General features: G+C 68.8%; 19 protein-coding genes. 13 read left to right on the top strand and 6 right to left on the bottom strand.

All coding sequences use genetic code 11. From position 1 onward, the window contains the following. Positions 1–58: 58 nt before the first annotated feature. The 4 genes from BUR99_RS01015 to sdhC are packed head-to-tail and all read right to left on the bottom strand — an operon-like array spanning position 59 to position 3,514. On the bottom strand, positions 59–814 hold the full coding sequence (locus tag BUR99_RS01015) for a succinate dehydrogenase iron-sulfur subunit (protein ID WP_074258534.1): 756 nt from the start codon (positions 812–814) through the stop codon (positions 59–61). Position 815: 1 nt separating this feature from the next. Further along, a complete protein-coding gene (gene sdhA / locus BUR99_RS01020) occupies positions 816–2,624 on the bottom strand; it encodes a succinate dehydrogenase flavoprotein subunit (protein ID WP_074258535.1) in 1,809 nt (602 codons plus the stop codon). 7 nt (positions 2,625–2,631) lie between these two features. Beyond that, positions 2,632–3,078 carry a succinate dehydrogenase hydrophobic membrane anchor subunit gene (locus tag BUR99_RS01025; protein ID WP_074258536.1) on the bottom strand — a complete coding sequence of 149 codons (447 nt, stop codon included), beginning with the start codon at positions 3,076–3,078 and terminating at the stop codon, positions 2,632–2,634. A 13-nt stretch (positions 3,079–3,091) separates the two neighbouring features. Next, positions 3,092–3,514, bottom strand: coding sequence for a succinate dehydrogenase, cytochrome b556 subunit (gene sdhC / locus BUR99_RS01030; RefSeq protein ID WP_074258537.1), 423 nt, complete (start codon positions 3,512–3,514; stop codon positions 3,092–3,094). A 194-nt stretch (positions 3,515–3,708) separates the two neighbouring features. On the opposite strand from sdhC, the gene BUR99_RS01035 reads away from it, so the two are divergent. From BUR99_RS01035 to BUR99_RS01085, 11 genes are all read left to right on the top strand, one after another. After that, complete coding sequence (locus tag BUR99_RS01035; RefSeq protein ID WP_074258538.1) at positions 3,709–4,827, top strand: mannose-1-phosphate guanylyltransferase; 1,119 nt, start codon at positions 3,709–3,711, stop codon at positions 4,825–4,827. 67 nt (positions 4,828–4,894) lie between these two features. Beyond that, complete coding sequence (locus BUR99_RS01040) at positions 4,895–5,956, top strand: BMP family lipoprotein (RefSeq protein ID WP_200802643.1); 1,062 nt, start codon at positions 4,895–4,897, stop codon at positions 5,954–5,956. A gap of 178 nt (positions 5,957–6,134) precedes the next feature. Beyond that, complete coding sequence (locus BUR99_RS01045; RefSeq protein ID WP_074258540.1) at positions 6,135–7,235, top strand: BMP family lipoprotein; 1,101 nt, start codon at positions 6,135–6,137, stop codon at positions 7,233–7,235. 166 nt (positions 7,236–7,401) lie between these two features. After that, positions 7,402–8,946: an ABC transporter ATP-binding protein gene (locus BUR99_RS01050; RefSeq protein WP_074258541.1), complete on the top strand. Its 1,545-nt coding sequence runs from the start codon at positions 7,402–7,404 to the stop codon at positions 8,944–8,946. Next, positions 8,943–10,232: an ABC transporter permease gene (locus BUR99_RS01055; RefSeq protein WP_084183504.1), complete on the top strand. Its 1,290-nt coding sequence runs from the start codon at positions 8,943–8,945 to the stop codon at positions 10,230–10,232. Before BUR99_RS01050 ends, BUR99_RS01055 begins: the two co-directional genes overlap by 4 nt. Further along, positions 10,229–11,527 (top strand): ABC transporter permease, encoded by a 1,299-nt coding sequence (locus BUR99_RS01060; protein WP_394327823.1) that lies wholly within the window; start codon positions 10,229–10,231, stop codon positions 11,525–11,527. Before BUR99_RS01055 ends, BUR99_RS01060 begins: the two co-directional genes overlap by 4 nt. Positions 11,528–11,579: 52 nt before the next feature. After that, the gene (locus BUR99_RS01065; RefSeq protein ID WP_074258542.1) at positions 11,580–11,999 is read left to right on the top strand and encodes a cytidine deaminase; all 420 of its coding nucleotides are present in this window, start codon (positions 11,580–11,582) and stop codon (positions 11,997–11,999) included. Next, positions 11,996–13,297 (top strand): thymidine phosphorylase, encoded by a 1,302-nt coding sequence (locus BUR99_RS01070; RefSeq protein WP_074258543.1) that lies wholly within the window; start codon positions 11,996–11,998, stop codon positions 13,295–13,297. Before BUR99_RS01065 ends, BUR99_RS01070 begins: the two co-directional genes overlap by 4 nt. A gap of 153 nt (positions 13,298–13,450) precedes the next feature. After that, a complete protein-coding gene (locus BUR99_RS01075) occupies positions 13,451–14,563 on the top strand; it encodes an adenosine deaminase (RefSeq protein ID WP_143231486.1) in 1,113 nt (370 codons plus the stop codon). A 56-nt stretch (positions 14,564–14,619) separates the two neighbouring features. After that, positions 14,620–15,078: a PTS sugar transporter subunit IIA gene (locus BUR99_RS01080; RefSeq protein ID WP_074258545.1), complete on the top strand. Its 459-nt coding sequence runs from the start codon at positions 14,620–14,622 to the stop codon at positions 15,076–15,078. Further along, on the top strand, positions 15,075–15,359 hold the full coding sequence (locus BUR99_RS01085; RefSeq protein ID WP_074258546.1) for a PTS sugar transporter subunit IIB: 285 nt from the start codon (positions 15,075–15,077) through the stop codon (positions 15,357–15,359). The genes BUR99_RS01080 and BUR99_RS01085 overlap by 4 nt, the downstream gene beginning before the upstream one ends. A 68-nt stretch (positions 15,360–15,427) precedes the next feature. On the opposite strand, the gene BUR99_RS01090 is transcribed toward BUR99_RS01085, so the two are convergent. Further along, a complete protein-coding gene (locus tag BUR99_RS01090; protein ID WP_074258547.1) occupies positions 15,428–17,131 on the bottom strand; it encodes a phospho-sugar mutase in 1,704 nt (567 codons plus the stop codon). A gap of 10 nt (positions 17,132–17,141) precedes the next feature. After that, a complete protein-coding gene (locus BUR99_RS01095) occupies positions 17,142–17,969 on the bottom strand; it encodes a purine-nucleoside phosphorylase (RefSeq protein ID WP_143231314.1) in 828 nt (275 codons plus the stop codon). 84 nt (positions 17,970–18,053) lie between these two features. Here BUR99_RS01095 and BUR99_RS01100 point away from each other — a divergent pair, with 84 nt between their 5' ends. Together BUR99_RS01100 and BUR99_RS01105 are read left to right on the top strand one after the other, a co-directional pair. Then, positions 18,054–19,484, top strand: coding sequence for an NAD(P)H-quinone dehydrogenase (locus BUR99_RS01100; RefSeq protein WP_074259393.1), 1,431 nt, complete (start codon positions 18,054–18,056; stop codon positions 19,482–19,484). A gap of 45 nt (positions 19,485–19,529) precedes the next feature. Next, positions 19,530–21,050 carry an APC family permease gene (locus BUR99_RS01105; RefSeq protein WP_074258549.1) on the top strand — a complete coding sequence of 507 codons (1,521 nt, stop codon included), beginning with the start codon at positions 19,530–19,532 and terminating at the stop codon, positions 21,048–21,050. Positions 21,051–21,114: the final 64 nt, after the last annotated feature.

The following is a 21,114-nucleotide window of genomic DNA, read 5'->3' on the forward strand; positions in this document are numbered from 1 at the left end:
CTGCCGGATGCCCCGCCTCAGCGGGATCCGACAGGCTCGACCTGCAGTGGTGGTGCGACTACGGCTTGCCGCGCATGACGGCCTGCTTGACCTCGGCGATCGCCTTGGTCACCTCGATGCCGCGGGGGCATGCCTCGGTGCAGTTGAAGGTCGTGCGGCAGCGCCACACGCCCTCCTTGTCGTTGAGGATGTCGAGACGCGTCTGCGCGTTGTCGTCACGCGAGTCGAAGATGAAGCGGTGGGCGTTCACGATCGCCGCGGGGCCGAAGTACTGGCCGTCGGTCCAGAAGACGGGGCACGACGAGGTGCACGCCGCGCACAGGATGCACTTGGTGGTGTCGTCGAAGATCGCGCGCTCGGCGACGGACTGCACGCGCTCCTTGCCGGCCTCGGGCTTCGAGTTCGCGACGAGGAACGGCTGCACCTCGCGGAAGCTCGCGAAGAACGGCTCCATGTCGACGATGAGGTCCTTCTCGAGCGGCAGGCCCTTGATGGCCTCCACGTAGATGGGCTTGGAGATGTCGAGGTCCTTGATGAGCGTCTTGCACGCCAGGCGGTTGCGGCCGTTGATGCGCATCGCGTCGGATCCGCAGATGCCGTGCGCGCACGAGCGACGGAAGGTGAGCGAGCCGTCCTGCTCCCACTTGATCTTGTGCAGGGCGTCGAGCACACGATCGGTCGCATACATCTCGACGTCGAAGTCCTGCCAGCGCGGCTCGGTGTCGACGTCGGGGTCGAAGCGGCGGATCAGGAACGTGACGGTGAACGACTGGATCGCGTCCGTCGGCGGGGTCTCGAGCGTTGCAGTGCTCACGTCAGTACTTCCTCTCCATGGGCTGGTAGCGGGTGATCGTCACCGGTTTCCAGTCGAGTCGGATGTGGTCCGCCGCATCCGACGAGTGCGCGTCGCCCGAGAGGTACGCCATCGTGTGCTGCATGTAGTTGGCGTCGTCGCGGTTCGGGAAGTCGTCGCGCATGTGTCCGCCGCGGCTCTCTTTCCGGTTGCGCGCCGAGTACACGACGACCTCGGCGAGGTCGAGGAGGAATCCGAGCTCGACGGCCTCGAGCAGGTCGGTGTTGAACCGCTTGCCCTTGTCGTGCACGGCGACGTTCCGGTACCGGTCGCGGAGGCCGGCGATGACCTTCGTCACGTGCTCGAGCGACTCGTCGGTGCGGAACACCTGGGCGTTCTTGTCCATCTCGTCCTGCAGTTCCTTGCGGATCGCGGCGATGCGCTCGGTGCCGTCGGAGTCGCGGAGCTGCTCCAGCATGCCGCGCACGGCAGCTGCGGGGTCGCCGGGCAGGGGAGTGAAGTCGACCGTCTTCACGTACTCGACCGCGTTGCGGCCGGCGCGCTTGCCGAAGACGTTGATGTCGAGCAGGGAGTTCGTGCCGAGACGGTTCGAGCCGTGCACCGAGACGCAGGCGCACTCGCCGGCGGCGTAGAGGCCAGGCACGACGGTGTCGTTGTCGGAGAGCACCTCTGCGGCGACGTTCGTCGGGATGCCGCCCATCGCGTAGTGCGCGGTCGGCATGACGGGCACGGGCTCGAACACCGGGTCGACGCCGAGGTAGGTGCGCGCGAACTCGGTGATGTCGGGGAGCTTCGTCTCGAGCACCTCGGCGCCGAGGTGGGTGCAGTCGAGGAGCACGTAGTCCTTGTGCGGACCGGCTCCGCGGCCCTCCGCGACCTCCTGCACCATGCAGCGGGCGACGATGTCGCGCGGCGCCAGGTCCTTGATGGTGGGCGCGTACCGCTCCATGAAGCGCTCGCCAGAGGCGTTGCGCAGGATCGCGCCCTCACCGCGGGCGCCCTCGGTGAGGAGGATGCCGAGACCGGCGAGGCCGGTCGGGTGGAACTGGAAGAACTCCATGTCCTCCAGCGGCAGGCCCTTGCGCCAGATGATGCCGACGCCGTCGCCCGTGAGCGTGTGGGCGTTCGACGTCGTCTTGTAGATCTTGCCGAATCCGCCGGTCGCGAAGATCACGGCCTTGGCCTGGAAGACGTGCAGTTCGCCCGAGGCGAGGTCGTAGGCGACGACGCCCGAGGGCTGCTGCTTGCCGTCGACCTCGGTCATGACGAGGTCGAGCACGTAGTACTCGTTGAAGAAGTTGATGCCGAGGCGGACGCAGTTCTGGAACAGCGTCTGCAGGATCATGTGGCCGGTGCGGTCGGCCGCGTAGCAGGCGCGGCGCACCGGCGCCTTGCCGTGGTCGCGGGTGTGGCCGCCGAAGCGGCGCTGGTCGATCTTGCCCTCGGGCGTGCGGTTGAAGGGCAGGCCCATGTTCTCGAGGTCGATGACCGCGTCGATCGCCTCTTTCGCGAGGATCTCGGCCGCGTCCTGATCGACGAGGTAGTCGCCGCCCTTGACGGTGTCGAAGGTGTGCCACTCCCAGCTGTCCTCTTCGACGTTCGCGAGCGCAGCGGCCATGCCGCCCTGTGCCGCGCCCGTGTGCGAACGGGTGGGGTAGAGCTTCGAGATGACCGCGGTCTTCGCCCCGGGGCCGGCCTCGATCGCCGCTCGCATGCCGGCGCCGCCGGCGCCCACGATGACGATGTCGAACTGGTGGTAGTGGACGCCGTCGATGACCGTGGTCTCGGCGTCGGCGCTCTGGGTGTTCACGGATCTCCTAAGCGGCGCAGAACGAGGGAAGCAGGTCGGCGGGGGCGCCGACGGGGCAGGGCTCGAACGTGAAGACGACGAGCGTGCCGAGGATGATGAGCACGGCGGCGGCGGCGAAGAGGGCGCCCTTCAGCACCTTCTGCACGACGCCGGGGTTCGTGTAGTCGTTGACGATCGTGCGCATGCCGTTGGCGCCGTGGATGAGGGCGAGCCAGAGCATCAGCACGTCCCACCACTGCCAGAACGGGTCGGCCCACTTGCCGCCGACGAAGCCGAAGTCGATGGCCTTGACGCCGTCGCCGACCATGAGGTTCATGAAGAGGTGTCCGAAGATGAGCACGATCAGCACCACGCCCGAGGCGCGCATGTAGATCCAGCCCCACTTCTCCAGGTTGATGCCGCGGCGGCGGGGGCGATCGGCTGGCTTCAGCGCCGACGTTTCGATGGCAGTCATGTCCCGCGGCTCCCTAGTGGCTGAAGACGTTGATGAGGTGGCGCGGCGTGAACGCGAGCATCGTCACGACCCAGAGGGCGATCACGATCCAGAAGAGGACCTTCTGGTGGCGCGTGGCCCAGGACCAGAAGTCCACGAGGATGATGCGCAGTCCGTTGAACGCGTGGAACACGATCGCACCGACCAGGGCGACCTCGCCGAGGCCCATGATGGGCGTCTGGTAGGTGCCGATGACCGCGTTGTACGCCTCGGGGCTGACGCGCACGAGCGCCGTGTCGAGGATGTGCACCAGAAGGAAGAAGAAGATCGCGACACCCGTGATGCGGTGCAGCACCCATGACCACATTCCCTCACGGCCGCGGTACAGCGTGCCACCAGGCTTCTGTTTCGCAGGCTTCGCGGGTGTGGTCAGGGTTCCTGCCGAAGTCTCTGGCATGAACAACCCTCCCTGGCTGTGTGAATCGCCCCGAAGATGCCGGGGCATGACGGGCACACGGCCCGATCAGAGTCTAGACCCGAGCAGGGGGACGTCGCCGCTGAGGGCTGCCTAACTCTCTCGACGTCGAGATATCGGATGCCGCGGCATCCGTTGCCCGTGTGGTCGTCGGGTGCTCCGGTTACGCTGTGCTGATGGACGAATCCCCGATCGACGGCTTCTACAGCGTCATTCCCGCCGGCGGCGTGGGCTCGCGGCTGTGGCCGCTCTCCCGTGCCGACGCGCCCAAGTTCCTGCACGACCTCACGGGATCCGGACAGACGCTCCTCAAGGACACGTGGGACCGGCTCGCGCCGCTCTCGGGCGACGATCGCATCATGGTCGTCACCGGGCGTGCCCACCGTGCCGCGGTCGAGGCGCAGCTGCCCGGGCTCGCCGACCACAACGTCGTGCTCGAGAGCGAGCCGCGCGACTCGACGGCCGCGATCGGCCTCGCCGCGGCGATCCTCGAACGTCGCGAGCCGGGAGTGATCATCGGATCGTTCGCGGCCGACCACGTGATCTCGGGTGCCGCGCTCTTCCGCGCCGCCGTCGCCGACGCCGTGGCGGCGGCGCGCGCCGGGTACATCGCGACGATCGGCATCACGCCGACGGAGCCCGCCGTCGGGTTCGGCTACATCGAGTGCGGCGCGCCGCTCGACGTGGAGGGTGCGGCGCACGCCGAAGCGGTGGCGAGCTTCGTCGAGAAGCCCGACCTCGGCACCGCGAAGCGCTACCTCGAGGGCGGCAAGCACCTCTGGAACGCCGGCATGTTCATCGCACGGGCCGACGCACTGCTCGCCGAGATCGCGAGGAACAAGCCCGAGCTGCACGCCGGCATCGTCGAGCTCGCCGCGGCATGGGATGACCCCGCGACCCGCGGCCCCGCGGTGGACCGCATCTGGCCGAACCTCGAGAAGATCGCGATCGACTACTCGGTCGCCGAGCCGGCGGCCGCTGCAGGTCGTCTCGCCGTCATCCGCGGCCACTTCGCGTGGGACGACGTCGGCGACTTCGCCTCCCTCGCCAAGCTCAACACCGCGGGCCGATCGGGCGAACTCGCGATCCTCGGAGAGAACGCCCGCGTGCTCTCCGACGCGTCGAGCGGCATCGTCGTCAGCCGGTCGAAGCGGGTCATCAGCCTGATCGGCGTGCACGACATCGTCGTGGTCGACACGCCCGACGCGCTGCTCGTCACGACGAGCGAGCACGCACAACGGGTCAAGGCCGTCGTCGACGCACTCAGGCTCGGCGGGTCCAACGACGTGCTGTAGGGCACGAGAGAGCGGGTTCCGGATGTCTCAGAGTCGAGGGTCGCGCCGGCGAGGTGCCGGTGGTCGGATGGCGCTGCGCCGAAGCATCTCCGTCGCGGCCGCGCTGGCCGCGGCATCCGTCGCGCTCGCCGCCTGCGCGCCCGCTCCCGAACCGGCAGGCGACGGTGCCGCGAGCGAAACGTGCGCGCGCATGGTCACGAATTCCGGCGGGCTCGAGGACCGCTCGTTCAACCAGTCGAGCTGGGAGGGGCTGCAGCAGGCCGAGGTCGAGTACGGCATCGAAGCGCAGGCGATCGTCTCGACCGGCGAGACCGACCTGGCCCCGAACGTGGAGAAGGCCGTCGAGTCGGGGTGCGAGCTCATCGTCACGGTCGGATGGGAGCTCGCGGACGCGACGCTCGACCAGGCCGGGAAGAACCCGGAGATCGCGTTCGCGATCGTCGATGAGACCGTCGAGGCCGACAACGTCAAGCCCGTCGTCTTCGACACCGCTCAGGCCTCGTACCTGGCCGGCTACCTCGCCGCGGGCGTATCGAAGACGGGCGTGGTCGCGACCTTCGGCGGCGGCAATCAGCCGCCCGTCACCCTCTTCATGGACGGGTTCGTCGACGGCGTCGCGAAGTACAACGAGGTGCACGGCGCGCAGGTGCGCGTGCTCGGCTGGAACAAGGAGACGCAGGACGGCACCTTCACCGGCGACTTCGAGGACATCTCGAAGGGCAAGACGCTCACGCAGGGCTTCATCGACCAGGGGGCCGACGTCATCCTGCCGGTCGCGGGTCAGGTGGGCGAGGGCGCGGCCGCAGCGGCGAGCGAGAACTCCGGCGTCTCGGTGATCTGGGTCGACAGCGACGGATACGAGGTGCTGCCGCCCGAGTATCGCGGGTACGTGCTGACGAGCGTGCTGAAGAACACGCAGGACGCGATGGTCGAGATCGTCGGCGACGTGATCGACGGCGAGTTCGACGACGAGCCGTTCGTCGGGACCCTCGAGAACGGCGGCGTCGCGATCGCGCCGTACCACGATCTCGCCCCCCTCGTGAGCCCCGGCCTCGACGGGGAGGTCGAGGGGCTCCGCCAGGCGATCATCGCCGGTGAGATCGTCGTGGAATCGCCGAGTCGGCCCTGATCGTCGACCCGGTCACCCCCGTTCGCGGGGGAGACGTCGACTGCTCATGTGAGCAGAACATCGCGTCTTGATAACCATTGGATGTCGTCGAGCCTCCGGCCGTGGCGCGCGACGCAACATTCGGTAACGTGACTGCACGAGCCTCGGAACGGTCGGGGCGCTGTCTTTGGAGGACACTGTGAAGGTCACGACCAAGAAGGCCGCTCTCGGCGGTCTCGCCCTGTTCGGCGCAGCCGTGCTGCTCGCCGGCTGTGCAGCCGCACCCGAAGAAGGCGGATCCGGCGAGTCCGCCGCCCCCGACTTCCTTCCCTGCATCGTCTCGGACTTCGGCGGCTTCGACGACAACTCGTTCAACGAGTCGAGCTTCAACGGCATCACCGAGGCGGCTGAAGAGCTGGGCGTCGAGTTCAAGCAGGCCGAGTCCAAGTCCGAAGACCAGTACGAGTCGAACGTCTCGAGCATGGTCGACCAGGGCTGCGACTTCATCCTCACGGTCGGCTTCGCACTGGCCAACGCCACGCGCGACGCCGCTCAGGGCAGCCCCGACACCGAGTTCGCGCTCATCGACTCGGCGCTGTCGAACGACGACTTCACGCCGCTGACGCTCGACAACGTCAAGCCCGTGCTCTACGACACGGCTCAGGCCGCCTACCTCGCCGGCTACCTCGCCGCGGGAACGACCAAGACCGGCACCGTGGCCACCTACGGCGGCCTGCCCTTCCCGTCGGTGACGATCTTCATGGACGGCTTCGTCGACGGCGTCGCGAAGTACAACGAGGTCAAGGGCACCGACGTCAAGGTGCTCGGCTGGGACAAGGCCGCACAGGACGGCACGATGGCCGGCAGCTTCGATGACATCAACCAGGGCAAGACCCTGACCCAGGGCTTCATCGACCAGGGCGCCGACATCATCCTCCCCGTCGCCGGTCCGCTCTTCCAGGGCTCGGCTCAGGCCATCCAGGACTCCGGCAAGGACGTCGCCATCATCGGCGTCGACAGCGACCTGTTCCTCACGGCTCCCGAGTTCGGCGAGATGTACCTCACCTCGGTCATGAAGCAGATGACGGCCGCCACCAAGGAGATCATCGTGAACGCCGGCAACGGCGACTTCTCGGCCGACCCCTACATCGGCACCCTCGAGAACGACGGCGTCGGCCTGGCCCCGCTGCACGACTGGGAGTCCAAGGTCGACCCCGCGCTGATGGACGAGATCGAGCAGCTCAAGGCTGACATCGTCAGCGGCGACATCACGGTCGAATCGCCTTCGACCCCGAAGTAGTTCCTGGCGAGCCTGGAGCACCCGCACCGGAGGGAGGTCGGCACGAGCCGACCTCCCTCTTGCGTGCTCCCGGCAGGCTGCGCCGCCGTGGTGCGATCGGCGCGGTCGTCTGCTCATCGGAGCAGAACGTCGCGCGATCGCACAGCCCTCAATAGAATCTGGAAGCATGAAGCTCGAACTTCGCGGCATCACGAAGCGATTCGGTGCCCTGGTCGCCAACGACCACATCGACCTCACCGTCGAGGCGGGTGAGATCCACGCCCTGCTCGGCGAGAACGGCGCGGGCAAGTCCACCCTGATGAACGTGCTGTACGGCCTGTATCAGGCCGACGGCGGCGAGATCCTCCTCGACGACGAGGTCCAGCACTTCGCCGGCCCCGGCGATGCGATGAAGGCCGGCATCGGCATGGTGCACCAGCACTTCATGCTGATCCCCGTCTTCACGGTCGCCGAGAACGTCATGCTCGGCCACGAGTCGACCAAGGCCGGCGGCGTCCTCGACCTCGCGACCGCTCGTACGAAGGTGCGCGAGATCTCCGACCGCTTCGGGTTCGACGTCGATCCCGACGCGCTCGTCGAAGAACTGCCCGTCGGGGTGCAGCAGCGGGTCGAGATCATCAAGGCCCTCTCGCGCGACGCCCGCGTGCTCGTCTTCGACGAGCCCACTGCGGTGCTCACACCGCAGGAGACCGACGAGCTCATGTCGATCATGCGACAGCTGAAGGAGAGCGGCACGTCGATCGTCTTCATCACGCACAAGTTGCGCGAGGTGCGCGAAGTCGCCGATCGCATCACGGTCATCCGGCTCGGCAAGGTCGTCGGCGAGGCCTCGCCCACCGCCACGAACGAGGAACTCGCGACCCTCATGGTGGGGCGTGCCGTCGATCTCACGGTCGACAAGGCGCCGGCGAAGGCGGGCAAGCCCGCGCTGGTGGTGCAGAACCTCACGGTGCTCGACCCGCTCGGCAACATCGTGGTCGACGACGTCAGCTTCAGCGTCGCCGAAGGCGAGATCCTCGCCATCGCTGGAGTGCAGGGCAACGGGCAGACCGAGCTCACCGAGGCCCTCCTCGGCCTCCAGCCGCGAGTGCTCGGCGAGGTGTCGCTCGACGGCAAGGCCATCCGGGGCCACTCCGTGCGCAAGATCCTCGACGTCGGCGTCGGCTTCATTCCCGAGGACCGCACCGAAGACGGCCTCGTGGGCGAATTCACGATCGCGGAGAACCTCATGCTCGACCGGGCCGACGGTGCGCCGTTCGTGCGGTTCGGCAACATCCAACGCGGCGCACTCGAGGACTTCGCCCGTGAGAAGGTGGCGGAGTTCGACGTGCGCACCCAGGGCATCGACGAGCCGGTTCGCCGGCTCTCGGGCGGCAACCAGCAGAAGGTCGTGCTCGCGCGCGAACTGAGCCGCGACCTCCGGCTGTTCGTCGCAGCCCAGCCCACCCGCGGCGTCGACGTGGGCTCCATCGAGTTCATCCACAAGCGCATCGTCGCCACCCGCGACGCCGGCACGCCCGTCATCGTCGTCTCGACCGAGCTCGACGAGGTGACGGCACTCGCCGACAACATCATGGTGATGTACCGGGGCCGTATCGTGGGCATCGTCCCCGGCGACACCCCTCGTTCCGTGCTCGGTCTCATGATGGCCGGCGCCAGCGGCGGCAGCGAGAATCCGACCGCCCCCACCGGAGAAGGAGCCGCGGCATGAGCGCCGACCGACCCGAGTCGCCGCAGAGCGAGGCCCAGCCGGCCCAGCCCGCGAAGACCGCCGATCCCGCGGAGGCTCCTGAGCCCTCGCGATGGCACAACGTGTTCCGCGAGATCACGACGGGCAATGCGATCATCTCGGTGCTCGCCGTGGTGCTCGCCCTCATCGTCGGCGCGGTCATGATCGCGTTCACGAACAAAGACGTGCAGGCGGCATCCGTCTACTTCTTCGCTCGGCCCGGCGACATGCTCGCCGCGATCTGGGACTCGGTCGCCGGAGCGTACTCGGCGCTCTTCCAGGGGTCGATCTACAACTTCAGGCGGCCGGGCTTCGCCGACGGCATCAAGCCGTTCACCGAGACGCTCACCTTCGCGACCCCGCTCATCGCCGCCGGTCTCGGCGTCGCGCTCGGCTTCCGCGTCGGCCTCTTCAACATCGGTGGTCGCGGTCAGATGCTGATCGCGGCAGCACTCGGCGGCTGGGTCGGGTTCGCGCTCGACCTGCCTCCCGTGCTGCACATGGTCGTCGCACTGCTCGTCGGCATCGCGGGCGGCGCGCTCTGGGCCGGCATCGTCGGCCTGCTGAAGGCGCGCACCGGTGCCCACGAGGTCATCACGACCATCATGCTGAACTACGTCGCGTTCTATCTCGTCAGCTACTGGCTCCGTGAGGGCTTCCTGAAGACCCCCGGCTCGAACAACCCCAAGAGCCCGGCGACCAAGGCGACCGCGGTGTTCCCCGACCTGCTCGGTCCGGAGTACAACCTGCACTTCGGCTTCATCCTGGTGATCGCGGCCACGGTGTTCGCGTGGTGGCTGCTGTCGCGCTCGAACCTCGGATTCAAGTTCCGCGCGGTCGGCGAGAACCCCAATGCGGCTCGCGTCGCCGGCATCAGCGTCAAGCGCATGTACGTGTACGCGATGCTGCTCTCCGGCGGTCTCATCGGCCTCGCGGGCGTCAACCAGGTGCTCGGCACCACGACGAGCGGGTTCGGAGCCGGCATCGACTCCGGCATCGGCTTCGATGCGATCACGGTCGCCCTGCTCGGCCGGTCCCGCCCCTGGGGCGTGTTCATCGCCGGCATCCTCTTCGGAGCGTTCAAGGCCGGCGGGTTCTCGATGCAGGCCGCAGAAGGCGTGCCGATCGACATCGTCCTCGTCGTGCAGTCGCTCATCGTGCTGTTCATCGCGGCGCCGCCGCTCGTGCGTGCGATCTTCCGGTTGCCTTCGCCCGACACCGTGCGTCGAGCCACCCCGTCCGTCACGAAGGAGGTGGCAGCGAAGTGAGCACCGTCGCACCCGTGAGCCGGCCGACCGAGCCGCACCAGCCTCCGCCCGGCCCTGCCGTCGGACTCATCCGGAACTGGAAGACGCCCGTCGCGCTCGGCGTGTTCAGCATCCTCGCCTTCGTCCTCCTCGTGGTGTTCGGTCGCGAGGGCGTCAGCACGATGCGCCTCTCGACCGCCAGCGATGTCATCCAGCTGCCCGACGTGCACCTGCCGACGCGCGAGACCGGCATCGTCATCACGATCCTGCTGTTCGCGATCACCGCCGTGAGCTTCTGGCTCGTCGTGCAGCGGCGCAAGACGCCGATCTGGCTGATCTCGATCTTCGCGGTGCTCGCTCTCGTCGGCTTCCTCGTCTGGGCGGCCGCCGATGCGACGATCCCGGTTCCCGGGCTGCTGTTCGGGTCGCTGAGCCTGGCGGTGCCGCTCATCTTCGGTGCGCTCGGCGGCGTGATCTCCGAGCGGGTCGGCGTCGTGAACGTCGCCATCGAGGGGCAGCTCCTCGCCGGTGCGTTCACCTCGGCGCTGGTCGCCTCGATCACCGGACAGCCGCTGTTGGGCCTGCTCGCGGCGATGGTGGCCGGCATGCTGGTCTCCTTCGTGCTCGCGGCGTTCTCGATCAAGTACTTCGTCGACCAAGTCATCGTCGGTGTGGTGCTCAACGTGCTCGTCACGGGCCTGACCGGGTTCCTCTTCTCCCAGTTGCTGGCGCCGAACGCCGCGACGTTGAACGCGCCGCCCAGGTTCGAGCGCATCGACATCCCGATCCTGTCCGAGATCCCCATCCTCGGACCGGTGCTGTTCCGCCAGACGCTCATCGTCTACCTCATGTACATCGCCATCGCCGCCGTGTACATCGGCATCTTCCACACGCGCTGGGGCCTTCGGCTTCGTGCAGTGGGCGAGCACCCGCAGGCGGCCGACACGGTCGGCATCAACGTGAACAGCACCCGCTTCTGGAACGTCTCGCTCGCCGGTGCGATCGCAGGCCTCGGTGGCGCGTACTTCACGCTCGGGTCCGTCGGAGCCTTCGGGAAGGAGATGACGGCGGGCGCCGGCTTCATCGCGCTCGCTGCCGTGATCTTCGGTCGATGGGATCCGATTCGCGCGACGCTCGCGGCGCTGCTGTTCGGCTTCGCGTCGAACCTGCAGAACGTGCTGAGCATCATCGGCTCGCCCGTGCCGAGCGAGTTCATGCTGATGCTGCCGTACCTCGTCACGATCTTCGCGGTGGCCGGACTCGTCGGGCAGTCTCGCGGCCCGGCGGCATCCGGAAAGCCGTACATCAAATCCTGATGCGGCCCGCGCTGCCGGGCCGAAGCACACCATCCTGGAACGGGGGAGCACCATGACCGCAACGGATGCGATCGACTGGAACGATCTCCGCGGGCGCGCCCGCGAGGCGATGGCCAAGGCGTACGCGCCGTACTCGGAGTTCCCGGTGGGCGCCGCGGCGATCGTCGACGACGGCCGCATCGTGAGCGGCTGCAACGTCGAGAACGCGTCGTACGGGGTGACCCTGTGCGCGGAGTGCTCGCTCGTCTCGGCACTCGTGATGTCGGGCGGCGGCAAGCTCGTGGCGTTCACCTGCGTCGACGGCCACGGCGCCGCGCTCATGCCCTGTGGGCGCTGCCGGCAGCTGCTCTACGAGCACTCCGCCGAGGGCATGCTGCTCGACACCGTGTCGGGAATCAAGACCATCGACGAGGTGCTGCCCGACGCGTTCGGCCCGCGGCAGCTCGCCGAATTCAGAGGAGTGAAGTCATGAGCACCGTCGAACCGTTCGACGCCGTCGACCTGATCCGCGCCAAGCGCGACGGCCACGAACTCGAGACGCCCGAGATCGACTGGCTCGTCGACGCCTACACGCGCGGCTACGTCGCCGACGAGCAGATGTCGGCCATGACCATGGCGATCTTCCTCAACGGCATGACGCGCCGCGAGATCCGCGACCTGACGATGGCGATGATCGCGAGCGGCGAGCGCATGGACTTCTCGGGCCTCGGCAAGCCCACGAGCGACAAGCACTCCACGGGCGGCGTCGGCGACAAGATCACGCTGCCCCTCATGCCGCTGGTCGCGACCTTCGGCGTGGCGGTGCCGCAGCTGTCGGGCCGCGGGCTCGGTCACACCGGCGGCACGCTCGACAAGCTCGAGTCGATTCCGGGATGGCGCGCCGAGATCACGAACGACGAGATGTTCGCGCAGCTGCGCGATGTCGGCGGCGTGATCTGCGCCGCAGGTGCCGGGCTCGCTCCGGCCGACAAGAAGCTCTATGCGCTGCGCGACATCACGGGCACGGTCGAGGCGATCCCGCTCATCGCCTCGTCGATCATGTCGAAGAAGATCGCCGAGGGCACCGGTGCGCTCGTGCTCGACGTCAAGTTCGGCTCGGGCGCGTTCCTGACCGACATCGACCGTTCGCGAGAACTCGCGCGCACCATGGTCGAGCTCGGCGAAGACGCGGGCGTCGCGACCTCCGCGCTCATCACGAACATGAACGTGCCGCTCGGCCTCACGATCGGCAACGCCAACGAGGTGCGCGAGTCGGTCGAGGTGCTCGCCGGCGGCGGTCCGTCGGATGTCCGTGCGCTCACCGTGGCCCTCGCGCGCGAGATGCTCGCGCTCGCGGGGCAGCCCGACGCCGATGTCGAAGCAGCGCTCGACGACGGCCGGGCCATGGACACCTGGCGTCGCGCGATCCGCGCTCAGGGCGGCGACCCCGACGCCCCGATGCCGGTGGCCCGGGAGCAGCACGTCGTGACGGCCGACCGTGACGGCGTGCTCGTCGAGCAGCAGGCACTGCCCTTCGGCATCGCCGCCTGGCGTCTCGGCGCAGGGCGTGCCCGCAAGCAGGACCCGGTGCAGCACGCCGCAGGAATCGACCTGCATGCCAAGCCCGGAGACGTCGTGCGCAAGGGCGAGCCGCTGTTCACCCTGCACGCCGACGAGCCCGCTCGCTTCGCCCGGGCCCTCGAGTCCGTCGAGGGCGCGTGGCGCATCGGCAACGCGGGTGATCCGATCGAGGACGGCGGTCCGCTGATCGCCGACCGCATCGGTCGCTGACGGGCGCGACGACCCGGACCGCGCGCGGCGCGGTCGCGAACATCGCGTCTGCGCACCGGTGATTCCGTGACCGCATGCGTCGCCCGCGAGGGTTGCTTCGAGATTGCCGAGACTTCGCGGGCGCCCTGTCGCTATCGTTGACTCGTGAACACGATTCCGACGGAGTACCGCCTCGAAGGCGACGGCACGAACATCCAGGCCCTGCCGAAGATCTCGCTGCACGACCACCTCGACGGCGGCCTGCGGCCGCAGACGCTCATCGAGCTCGCCGACGAGATCGGCCTCGAGGTGCCGGCGACCGATGCCGAGAGCCTCGGCCAGTGGTTCGCCGAGCAGTCGAACTCCGGTTCACTCGTCGAGTACCTGAAGACCTTCGACCTCACGACGGCCGTGATGCAGACCCGCGAGGGCCTCACGCGGGTCGCTCGTGAGTTCGTGCAGGACCTCGCGGCCGACGGCGTCATCTACGGCGAGATCCGGTGGGCGCCAGAGCAGCACCTGACGCGGGGGCTCAGCCTCGACGAGACCGTCGAAGCCGTGCAGGCCGGCATCGAGCAGGGCATCGACGACGCGCGCGCGCAGGGCCACGGCGTCCGTGCCGGTCAGCTCGTCACGGCGATGCGCCACGCCGATCGCGGCCTCGAGATCGCCGAACTCGCCGTGCGTCACCGCGATCGCGGTGTCGTCGGATTCGACATCGCGGGCGCAGAGGCGGGCTTCCTGCCGAGTCGTCACCGCACCGCGTTCGACTACCTCGCGAGCCAGTACCTGCCGGTCACCGTGCACGCCGGCGAGGCCGACGGCCTCGAGTCCATCCGCAGCGCCCTCTTCGACGGTCGTGCGCTGCGGCTCGGTCACGGTGTGCGCATCGCCGAAGACCTCATCATCGATCGTCAGGACGATGAGAACACCTACGTCTCGCTGGGCCCGATCGCCCAGTGGGTGCGCGATCGCGAGATCGCCCTCGAGACGAGCCCGTCGTCGAACCTGCAGACCGGCGCGATCGCAGCCTGGGGTGACGAGCTCGTCGACCATCCCTTCGACCTGCTGTACCAGCTCGGCTTCCGGGTGACGGTCAACACCGACAACCGCCTGCAGTCGGGCACGACGCTCACCCGCGAACTCGCGTTGCTGAGCGACGCCTTCGGCTACGACCTCGACGACTTCGAGGCGTTCCAGCTCAATGCCGCCGCTGCGGCGTTCCTGCCGCTCGACGACCGCGAAGAGCTCGCAGAGCTGATCCAAGACGGCTTCGACGACGCCTGACGCCTGGAAGCGATCGACGACTGCGCCTCAGCCTGCATCATCCTGAACGGAACCCGATGACCCTCCCGCCGCTCCCCGACGAAGCGATCGTGATCAAGGCGCACGTCGACGACTGGCGCGCCGCCGTGCGCGAAGCCGGCCGTGCGCTCGTGCGGTCGGGTTCGACCCGCTCGGAGTACGCGGATCGCATGATCGCGGTCATCGAGGAGTTCGGCGCGTACGTCGTGATCGCCCCGGGGCTCGCGCTCGCGCATGCCCGGCCGGGTCCCGACGTGCGCCACGAGGGGCTGGCCGTCGTCACCCTCGCCGAGCCGGTCCCGTTCGGGCATCCGCACAACGATCCCGTGCGGGTCGTGGTCGGCCTCGCGGTGTCCAACGCCGAAGAGCATGTGGCCTCCGTCGCACGCCTCGCGAACGCGTTCAACGACAGCGGCATCGTCGGTCGCATGGCGCGCGCCGAGACGGCCGACGAGCTGCGCGCGCTGCTCGGCTTCGAAGGAGGGGTGGGGGCGTGAAGATCGTCGCCGTCTGCGGACTGGGCATCGGCACCTCGGCGATCCTGAAGGTCAACGCCGAGCGCGCCCTCGATCGGCTGGGGCTCACGGCCGACGTCGATGCCAGCGACCTCGCCGGCATCGCCACCGCGGCCGCCGATGCGCAGGTGATCCTGACCTCGAGCGAGCTCGCCGACGCCGTGCGTGCCGCCATCGGTCGCAGCTTCGCCGAGATCGTCGAGGTGTCGAACTACTTCGATGTCGAGGAGATCGGCGCGAAGCTCGAGACCTCGCTCGGCTGAGGTCGCCGCGCGCGTCGCCCGAGCGGGCGACGAGCACGACGCGACGAGCACGACGCGACGAGCGTTCGTTACGCGACGAGCTCCCGCATGCCGGCATCGAGCGCAGCCACTGCGGCGAATGCCGCGGCGCGACGCTCCTCCGCGGTGCCCGTCTCGGACACCGCGTCGATGTAGATCTTGAGCTTCGGCTCGGTGCCGCTCGGTCGCACCATCACACGGCCGCCGCCCTCGAGCACGATGCGGAGCACGTCGGAGGGCGGCAGCTCGCCGAACCCGTCGGCGAGGTCCTCGATGCGTTCGACCCGGATGCCGCCGATCCACGCCGGCGGCTCAGCACGGAGCCGCGCCATGATCTCGCCGATGCGGGCGAGCTCGGTGACGCGGATCGAGATCTGGCCGGAGTCGTGGCATCCGAACCGCTCGACGAACGCGTCGAGGTGATCGGCGACCGTGCGGCCCTCGGCCTTCAGCTGAGCGGCCAGCGACAGGAAGGCGAGACCGGCGGAGATGCCGTCCTTGTCGCGCACGGTGCCGGGGTTCACGAGGTAGCCGAGCGCCTCTTCGAAGCCGAAGACGAGGCCCGGCGCGCGCGAGATCCACTTGAACCCGGTGAGGGTCGCCTCGAAGTCGAGGCCGTACGCGCGGGCGATCGTCTCGAGTCCGGGGGAGGAGACGATCGAGCACGCGAGCGAGCCGTTCGGGCCGGAGTCGCCGCCGACCGCCGAGGCGCGCTCCGCCGCCTGCCAGCCGAGCACGAGTCCCACCTCGTTGCCGGTGAGGCGTCGGTATCCGATCTCCGACGAGGCGTCGGGGATCGCGATCGCGAGGCGGTCGGCGTCGGGGTCGTTCGCGACGATGAGCTCGGCGTCGACCTCGCGCGCCCGGGCGAAGGAGAGATCCATCGCGCCGGGCTCTTCGGGGTTCGGGAACGACACGGTCGGAAACGCCGGGTCAGGCTCGATCTGCGCGTCGACGAGCGAGGGCGCGTCGAAGCCCGCCGCCGCCAGCACGCTCGCCATGGTCTGCCAGCCCACACCGTGCATCGCGGTGTACACGACGCGCGGCTGCACCGCCGGGGGAGCGGCGACCTGCGCGGTCAGGCGGATGTACTCGTCGACGACCGACTCGGCCGCCGTCTCGAACACGCCACGGGGCAGTTCGGGCACGAGCGCCGTATCGGCGACGCGCTGGATCTGCGCCGCGATCTCGGCATCGGTGGGAGCGACGATCTGCGAGCCGTGGTCGTCGCCGCCGAGGTAGACCTTGTAGCCGTTGTCGTTCGGCGGGTTGTGCGACGCGGTCACCATGACGCCGGCGGACACCGCGAGGTGGCGCACGGCGAACGCGAGCACGGGCGTCGGCAGCAGCCGCGGCAACAGGATGGCGCGGACGCCTGCGCCCGCCATGATCTCGGCGGTGTCGCGGGCGAACACGGCGGAGTTCTTGCGGCCGTCGTACCCGATCACGATCGACGGGGTCTGACCGAGCACGGCGTGCTCGACGAGGTGGGCCGCGAGGCCCGCCGCCGCCTGGGAGACGAGCACCCGGTTCATGCGGTTCGGTCCGGCCGCGATCTCACCGCGGAGGCCCGCGGTGCCGAAGGCGAGCCGCTGGTCGAAGCGATCGGCGAGGTCGGCGGATGCCGCGGGGTCGCCGCCGCGCACCGCGTCGATGATCGCCGAGAGCTCGGCGATCGTCTCGGGGTCGGGATCCTGGCTGATCCACGCCTCGGCGAGTGCGATGCGCTGCTGGTCGGCGTCGGTCTGCGACATCCGCTGCCCCTTAGAGTTCGGCCACGATCTTGGCGAGCAGGCTCGAGATCACCGGCTCGGCCATGCGACCGGCCTCGATGACCTCTTCGTGGCTCAGCGGTGTCTGCTGGATGCCGGCGGCGAGGTTCGTGATGAGCGACATGCCGAGCACCTCCATGCCGGCCTGACGTGCCGCGATCGCCTCGAGCGCCGTCGACATGCCGACGATGTGGCCGCCGATGATCTTCGCCATCTGCACTTCGGCGGGCGTCTCGTAGTGCGGCCCGCGGAACTGGCAGTAGACGCCCTCGTCGAGCGTGGGGTCGATCGAGTGCGCGAGGTCGCGGAGACGCTTCGAGTAGAGGTCGGTGAGGTCGATGAAGGTCGCGCCCTCGAGCGGCGAGTCGGCCGTGAGGTTGATGTGGTCGCTGATGAGCACGGGGGTGCCGGGCGTCCAGTGCTCCTTGATGCCGCCGGCGCCGTTCGTCAGGATCATGGTCTTCGCGCCGGTGGCGGCCGCGGTGCGCACCGAGTGCACGACACGGCGCACGCCGTGGTCCTCGTAGTAGTGCGTGCGGGCGCCGATGACGAGGGCGCGCTTGCCGCTCGGCAGCAGCACCGAGCGCAGGGTGCCGACGTGGCCCTCGAGCGCGGGCTTGGAGAACCCGGGCACCTCGGTCGCGGCGATCGTGTGCGTGGTCTCGCCGATGAGTTCGGCGGCGCGGCCCCAGCCGCTGCCGAGGGTCAGCGCGACGTCGTGGCGCTCCACCCCGGTGAGTTCTGCGATGCGCTCGGCCGCGAGGGCGGCGATCGCGAACGGGTCGGCAGTGGGGTCGTCGAGCGGATTCACAACGTGCATCATCCCACTCTAATGAGCCGCGGATGCCGGGGCGAGGGCGTGCTCGTTTGCTGGCCGGAGCGCGACAACTGGCAGAATGTGAGCATGGCCTATGAGTTCGAGCGCACCCAACGTATTGCCGTACTCGGAGGAGGGCCTGGAGGCTATGAGGCCGCGCTCGCCGGCGCGCAGCTGGGGGCCGAGGTCACGCTCATCGAGCGTGCCGGCGTCGGCGGCGCCGCGGTGCTCACCGACGTGGTGCCGTCGAAGTCCCTCATCGCGACCGCAGAGGCCTCGAACGCCGTCAAGGAGGCCGCCGATCTCGGCGTGCAGTTCTTCGCGAAGGGCGACTCCGAGAAGGCCGTCAAGCCCAACGTCGCGATCAATCTCGCCGCGGTGAACAAGCGCCTCCTCGGCCTCGCCGCCCAGCAGTCCGAAGACATGCGTTCGAACCTGATCGAGGCCGGCGTGCACCTCGTGCAGGGCGAAGGGCGCCTCGACGGGCCGAACGCGGTCATCGTCTCCACCGCCAAGGGCGGCACCGACTTCGACCGCATCGAGGCCGACACGCTCGTGATCTCGGTCGGCGCCTCGCCTCGCGTGCTCCCGACCGCGGTCCCCGACGGCGAGCGCATCCTCACGTGGACCCAGCTGTACCACCTGCAGGTCGTGCCCGAGCACCTCATCGTGGTCGGATCCGGCGTCACGGGCGCGGAGTTCGCCTCCGCGTATCGCGCGCTCGGCGCGAAGGTCACGCTCATCTCGAGCCGCGACCAGGTGCTTCCGGGTGAAGACGCCGACGCGGCATCCGTGATCGAGAAGGTCTTCAAGCGCAACGGCATGAAGGTCATGAACAAGTCGCGCGCCGAATCCGTCGTGCGCGACGGCGACAGCGTCGTCGCGACGCTGACCGACGGTCGCGAGGTGCGCGGCAGCCACTGCCTCATGGCGGTCGGCTCGGTGCCGAACACCCTCGACCTCGGACTCGAAGACGCCGGCGTGCAGCTCTCCGAGAGCGGTCACATCCGCGTGAACCGGGTCGCGCGCACCTCGATGCCGAACATCTACGCGGCCGGCGACTGCACCACGTTCCTGCCGCTCGCCTCGGTCGCGTCGATGCAGGGCCGCACCGCGGTGTTCCACGCGATGGGCGACGTGGTGAACCCGCCCGAGCTGCGCAACGTCACCTCGAACATCTTCACGCAGCCCGAGATCGCCACGGTCGGCTGGACCGAGAAGGAGATCGAGGAGGGCGTCGTGCCGGGCGTCGTCTACAAGCTGCCGCTGTCGTCGAACCCGCGCGCCAAGATGATGGGCATCCGCGACGGCTTCGTCAAGCTCTTCGCGTCGAGCGGGTCGGGCGCGATCATCGGCGGCGTCATCGTGGCGCCGAAGGCGTCCGAGCTCATCTTCCCGCTCGCGCTCGCCATCGAGCACCGGCTCACGGTCGACCAGTTCGCCGAGGCGTTCCCGGTCTATCCTTCGCTCAGCGGTTCGCTGACGGATGCCGCGCGGGCCATGCACGTGGTACGCTGAGGTTGCAGCGCCGCGGGGGCGGCGCGCCGTTCTCTGGGGGTAACGATGAACCTGCGAGTGAAATCGGTCGAATCGTCGATCGCCGACTCCCACGACGAGGAGCGGAGCCTGAAACGCTCGCTCGGCACGTGGGACCTCGCCCTGATGGGCATCGCGGTCGCGGTCGGCGCCGGCATCTTCTCGGTCGGTGCGCAGGCCGCGGCGAACTTCGCCGGGCCGAGCGTCATCGTCTCCTTCGTGCTCGCCGCCGTCACGTGCGGGCTCGCGATCATGTGCTACGCGGAGTTCGCCTCGACCGTGCCGGTCGCCGGCAGCGCCTACACGTTCACCTACGCGACGATGGGGGAGCTCCTCGCCTGGATCATCGGGTGGGACCTCATCCTCGAGCTGTTCACCGCAGCAGCGGTGCTCGCGAAGTACTGGGGCGTCTACCTCGGCGAGGCGCTGCTCGCGTTCGGGCTGCCGTTCCCATCGACGTTCCAGCTGGGCGGCATCGAGGTGAGCTGGCCCGCGTTCCTCATCGTGGCGGTGTTCACGGTGCTGCTCGTCGCCGGCACGAAGCTCACGGCGCGCGTCGGTGCGGTGTTCACGATCATCAAGGTCGCGATCGTGCTCTTCGTGATCGTGGTCGGGTTCTTCTTCGTCAAGGCGGCGAACTTCACGCCGTTCATCCCTGAGTCGGTGCCCACCGAGGGCGGTGCGACGGATGTCTGGACGCAGTCGCTGTTCGCTTGGATGACCGGAGCCGCACCCGCGCAGTACGGCGTCTTCGGCATGCTCTCGGCGGCCGCGCTCGTCTTCTTCGCCTTCATCGGCTTCGACGTCGTCGCCACGAGCGCCGAAGAGGTGCGCGATCCGCAGAAGCGGCTGCCCCGCGGCATCTTCATCGGACTCGGCATCGTGACGCTGCTGTACGTGCTCGTGTCGATCGTCATGACGGGCATGGTCTCGTACACCGAGCTCGCGGCTGAAGAGACGCCGTCGCTCGCGACCGCCTTCCGGCTCGTCGGGCAGGACTGGGCGTCGGCGGTGATCTCGCTCGGGGCGCTCGCGGGCCTTACGACCGTGATCATGATCATCCTCCTCGGCCTCTCGCGCATCGTCTTCGCGCTGAGCCGCGACGGGCTGCTGCCGCGGTGGCTGTCGAAGACGACCGAGCACACGAAGACGCCCGCGCGCATCCAGATCATCGCCGGCACGGTCGTGGCGTTCGTCGCCGCGTTCACCGACGTCGGGCTCCTCGAGGAGATGATCAACATCGGCACGCTCTCGGCCTTCGTGCTCGTGAGCATCGGCGTCGTGGTGCTTCGGCGCACCCGTCCAGATCTGCAGCGCGGCTTCCGCGTGCCGTGGTCGCCCGTGCTGCCGATCCTCTCGGCGGCGCTCTGCGTGTGGCTCATGTTCAACCTGACGACGCTCACCTGGGTGCGGTTCCTGGTCTGGCTCGTGATCGGCATCGTCATCTACCTGCTGTACGGGCGCCGTCGCTCGCGGCTCGGCCTCGAGCTGCGCGTGAGCGAGGTCGAGCTGCCCACCGCGCAGGGCTCGGAGCCGCCGAGTTCCTGACGACGCGGTGTCGATCGGTCAGTCGGGGCGATCGACTGCGGCCTGCTCCACCGGTGTGATCGAA

Origin of the sequence: Agromyces cerinus subsp. cerinus (assembly GCF_900142065.1) — a bacterium.
In the GTDB taxonomy this organism is placed as follows: domain Bacteria; phylum Actinomycetota; class Actinomycetes; order Actinomycetales; family Microbacteriaceae; genus Agromyces; species Agromyces cerinus.

What these genes read in the sequence shown, in the direction of transcription:
- BUR99_RS01025 (WP_074258536.1), bottom strand. Translation starts at nt 3,078, where the DNA reads ATGACTGCCATCGAAACGTCGGCGCTGAAGCCAGCCGATCGCCCCCGC.
- sdhC (WP_074258537.1), bottom strand. Translation starts at nt 3,514, where the DNA reads ATGCCAGAGACTTCGGCAGGAACCCTGACCACACCCGCGAAGCCTGCG.
- BUR99_RS01035 (WP_074258538.1), top strand. Translation starts at nt 3,709, where the DNA reads ATGGACGAATCCCCGATCGACGGCTTCTACAGCGTCATTCCCGCCGGC.
- BUR99_RS01040 (WP_200802643.1), top strand. Translation starts at nt 4,895, where the DNA reads ATGGCGCTGCGCCGAAGCATCTCCGTCGCGGCCGCGCTGGCCGCGGCA.
- BUR99_RS01050 (WP_074258541.1), top strand. Translation starts at nt 7,402, where the DNA reads ATGAAGCTCGAACTTCGCGGCATCACGAAGCGATTCGGTGCCCTGGTC.
- BUR99_RS01055 (WP_084183504.1), top strand. Translation starts at nt 8,943, where the DNA reads ATGAGCGCCGACCGACCCGAGTCGCCGCAGAGCGAGGCCCAGCCGGCC.
- BUR99_RS01065 (WP_074258542.1), top strand. Translation starts at nt 11,580, where the DNA reads ATGACCGCAACGGATGCGATCGACTGGAACGATCTCCGCGGGCGCGCC.
- BUR99_RS01070 (WP_074258543.1), top strand. Translation starts at nt 11,996, where the DNA reads ATGAGCACCGTCGAACCGTTCGACGCCGTCGACCTGATCCGCGCCAAG.
- BUR99_RS01080 (WP_074258545.1), top strand. Translation starts at nt 14,620, where the DNA reads ATGACCCTCCCGCCGCTCCCCGACGAAGCGATCGTGATCAAGGCGCAC.
- BUR99_RS01090 (WP_074258547.1), bottom strand. Translation starts at nt 17,131, where the DNA reads ATGTCGCAGACCGACGCCGACCAGCAGCGCATCGCACTCGCCGAGGCG.
- BUR99_RS01095 (WP_143231314.1), bottom strand. Translation starts at nt 17,969, where the DNA reads ATGCACGTTGTGAATCCGCTCGACGACCCCACTGCCGACCCGTTCGCG.
- BUR99_RS01100 (WP_074259393.1), top strand. Translation starts at nt 18,054, where the DNA reads ATGGCCTATGAGTTCGAGCGCACCCAACGTATTGCCGTACTCGGAGGA.
- BUR99_RS01105 (WP_074258549.1), top strand. Translation starts at nt 19,530, where the DNA reads ATGAACCTGCGAGTGAAATCGGTCGAATCGTCGATCGCCGACTCCCAC.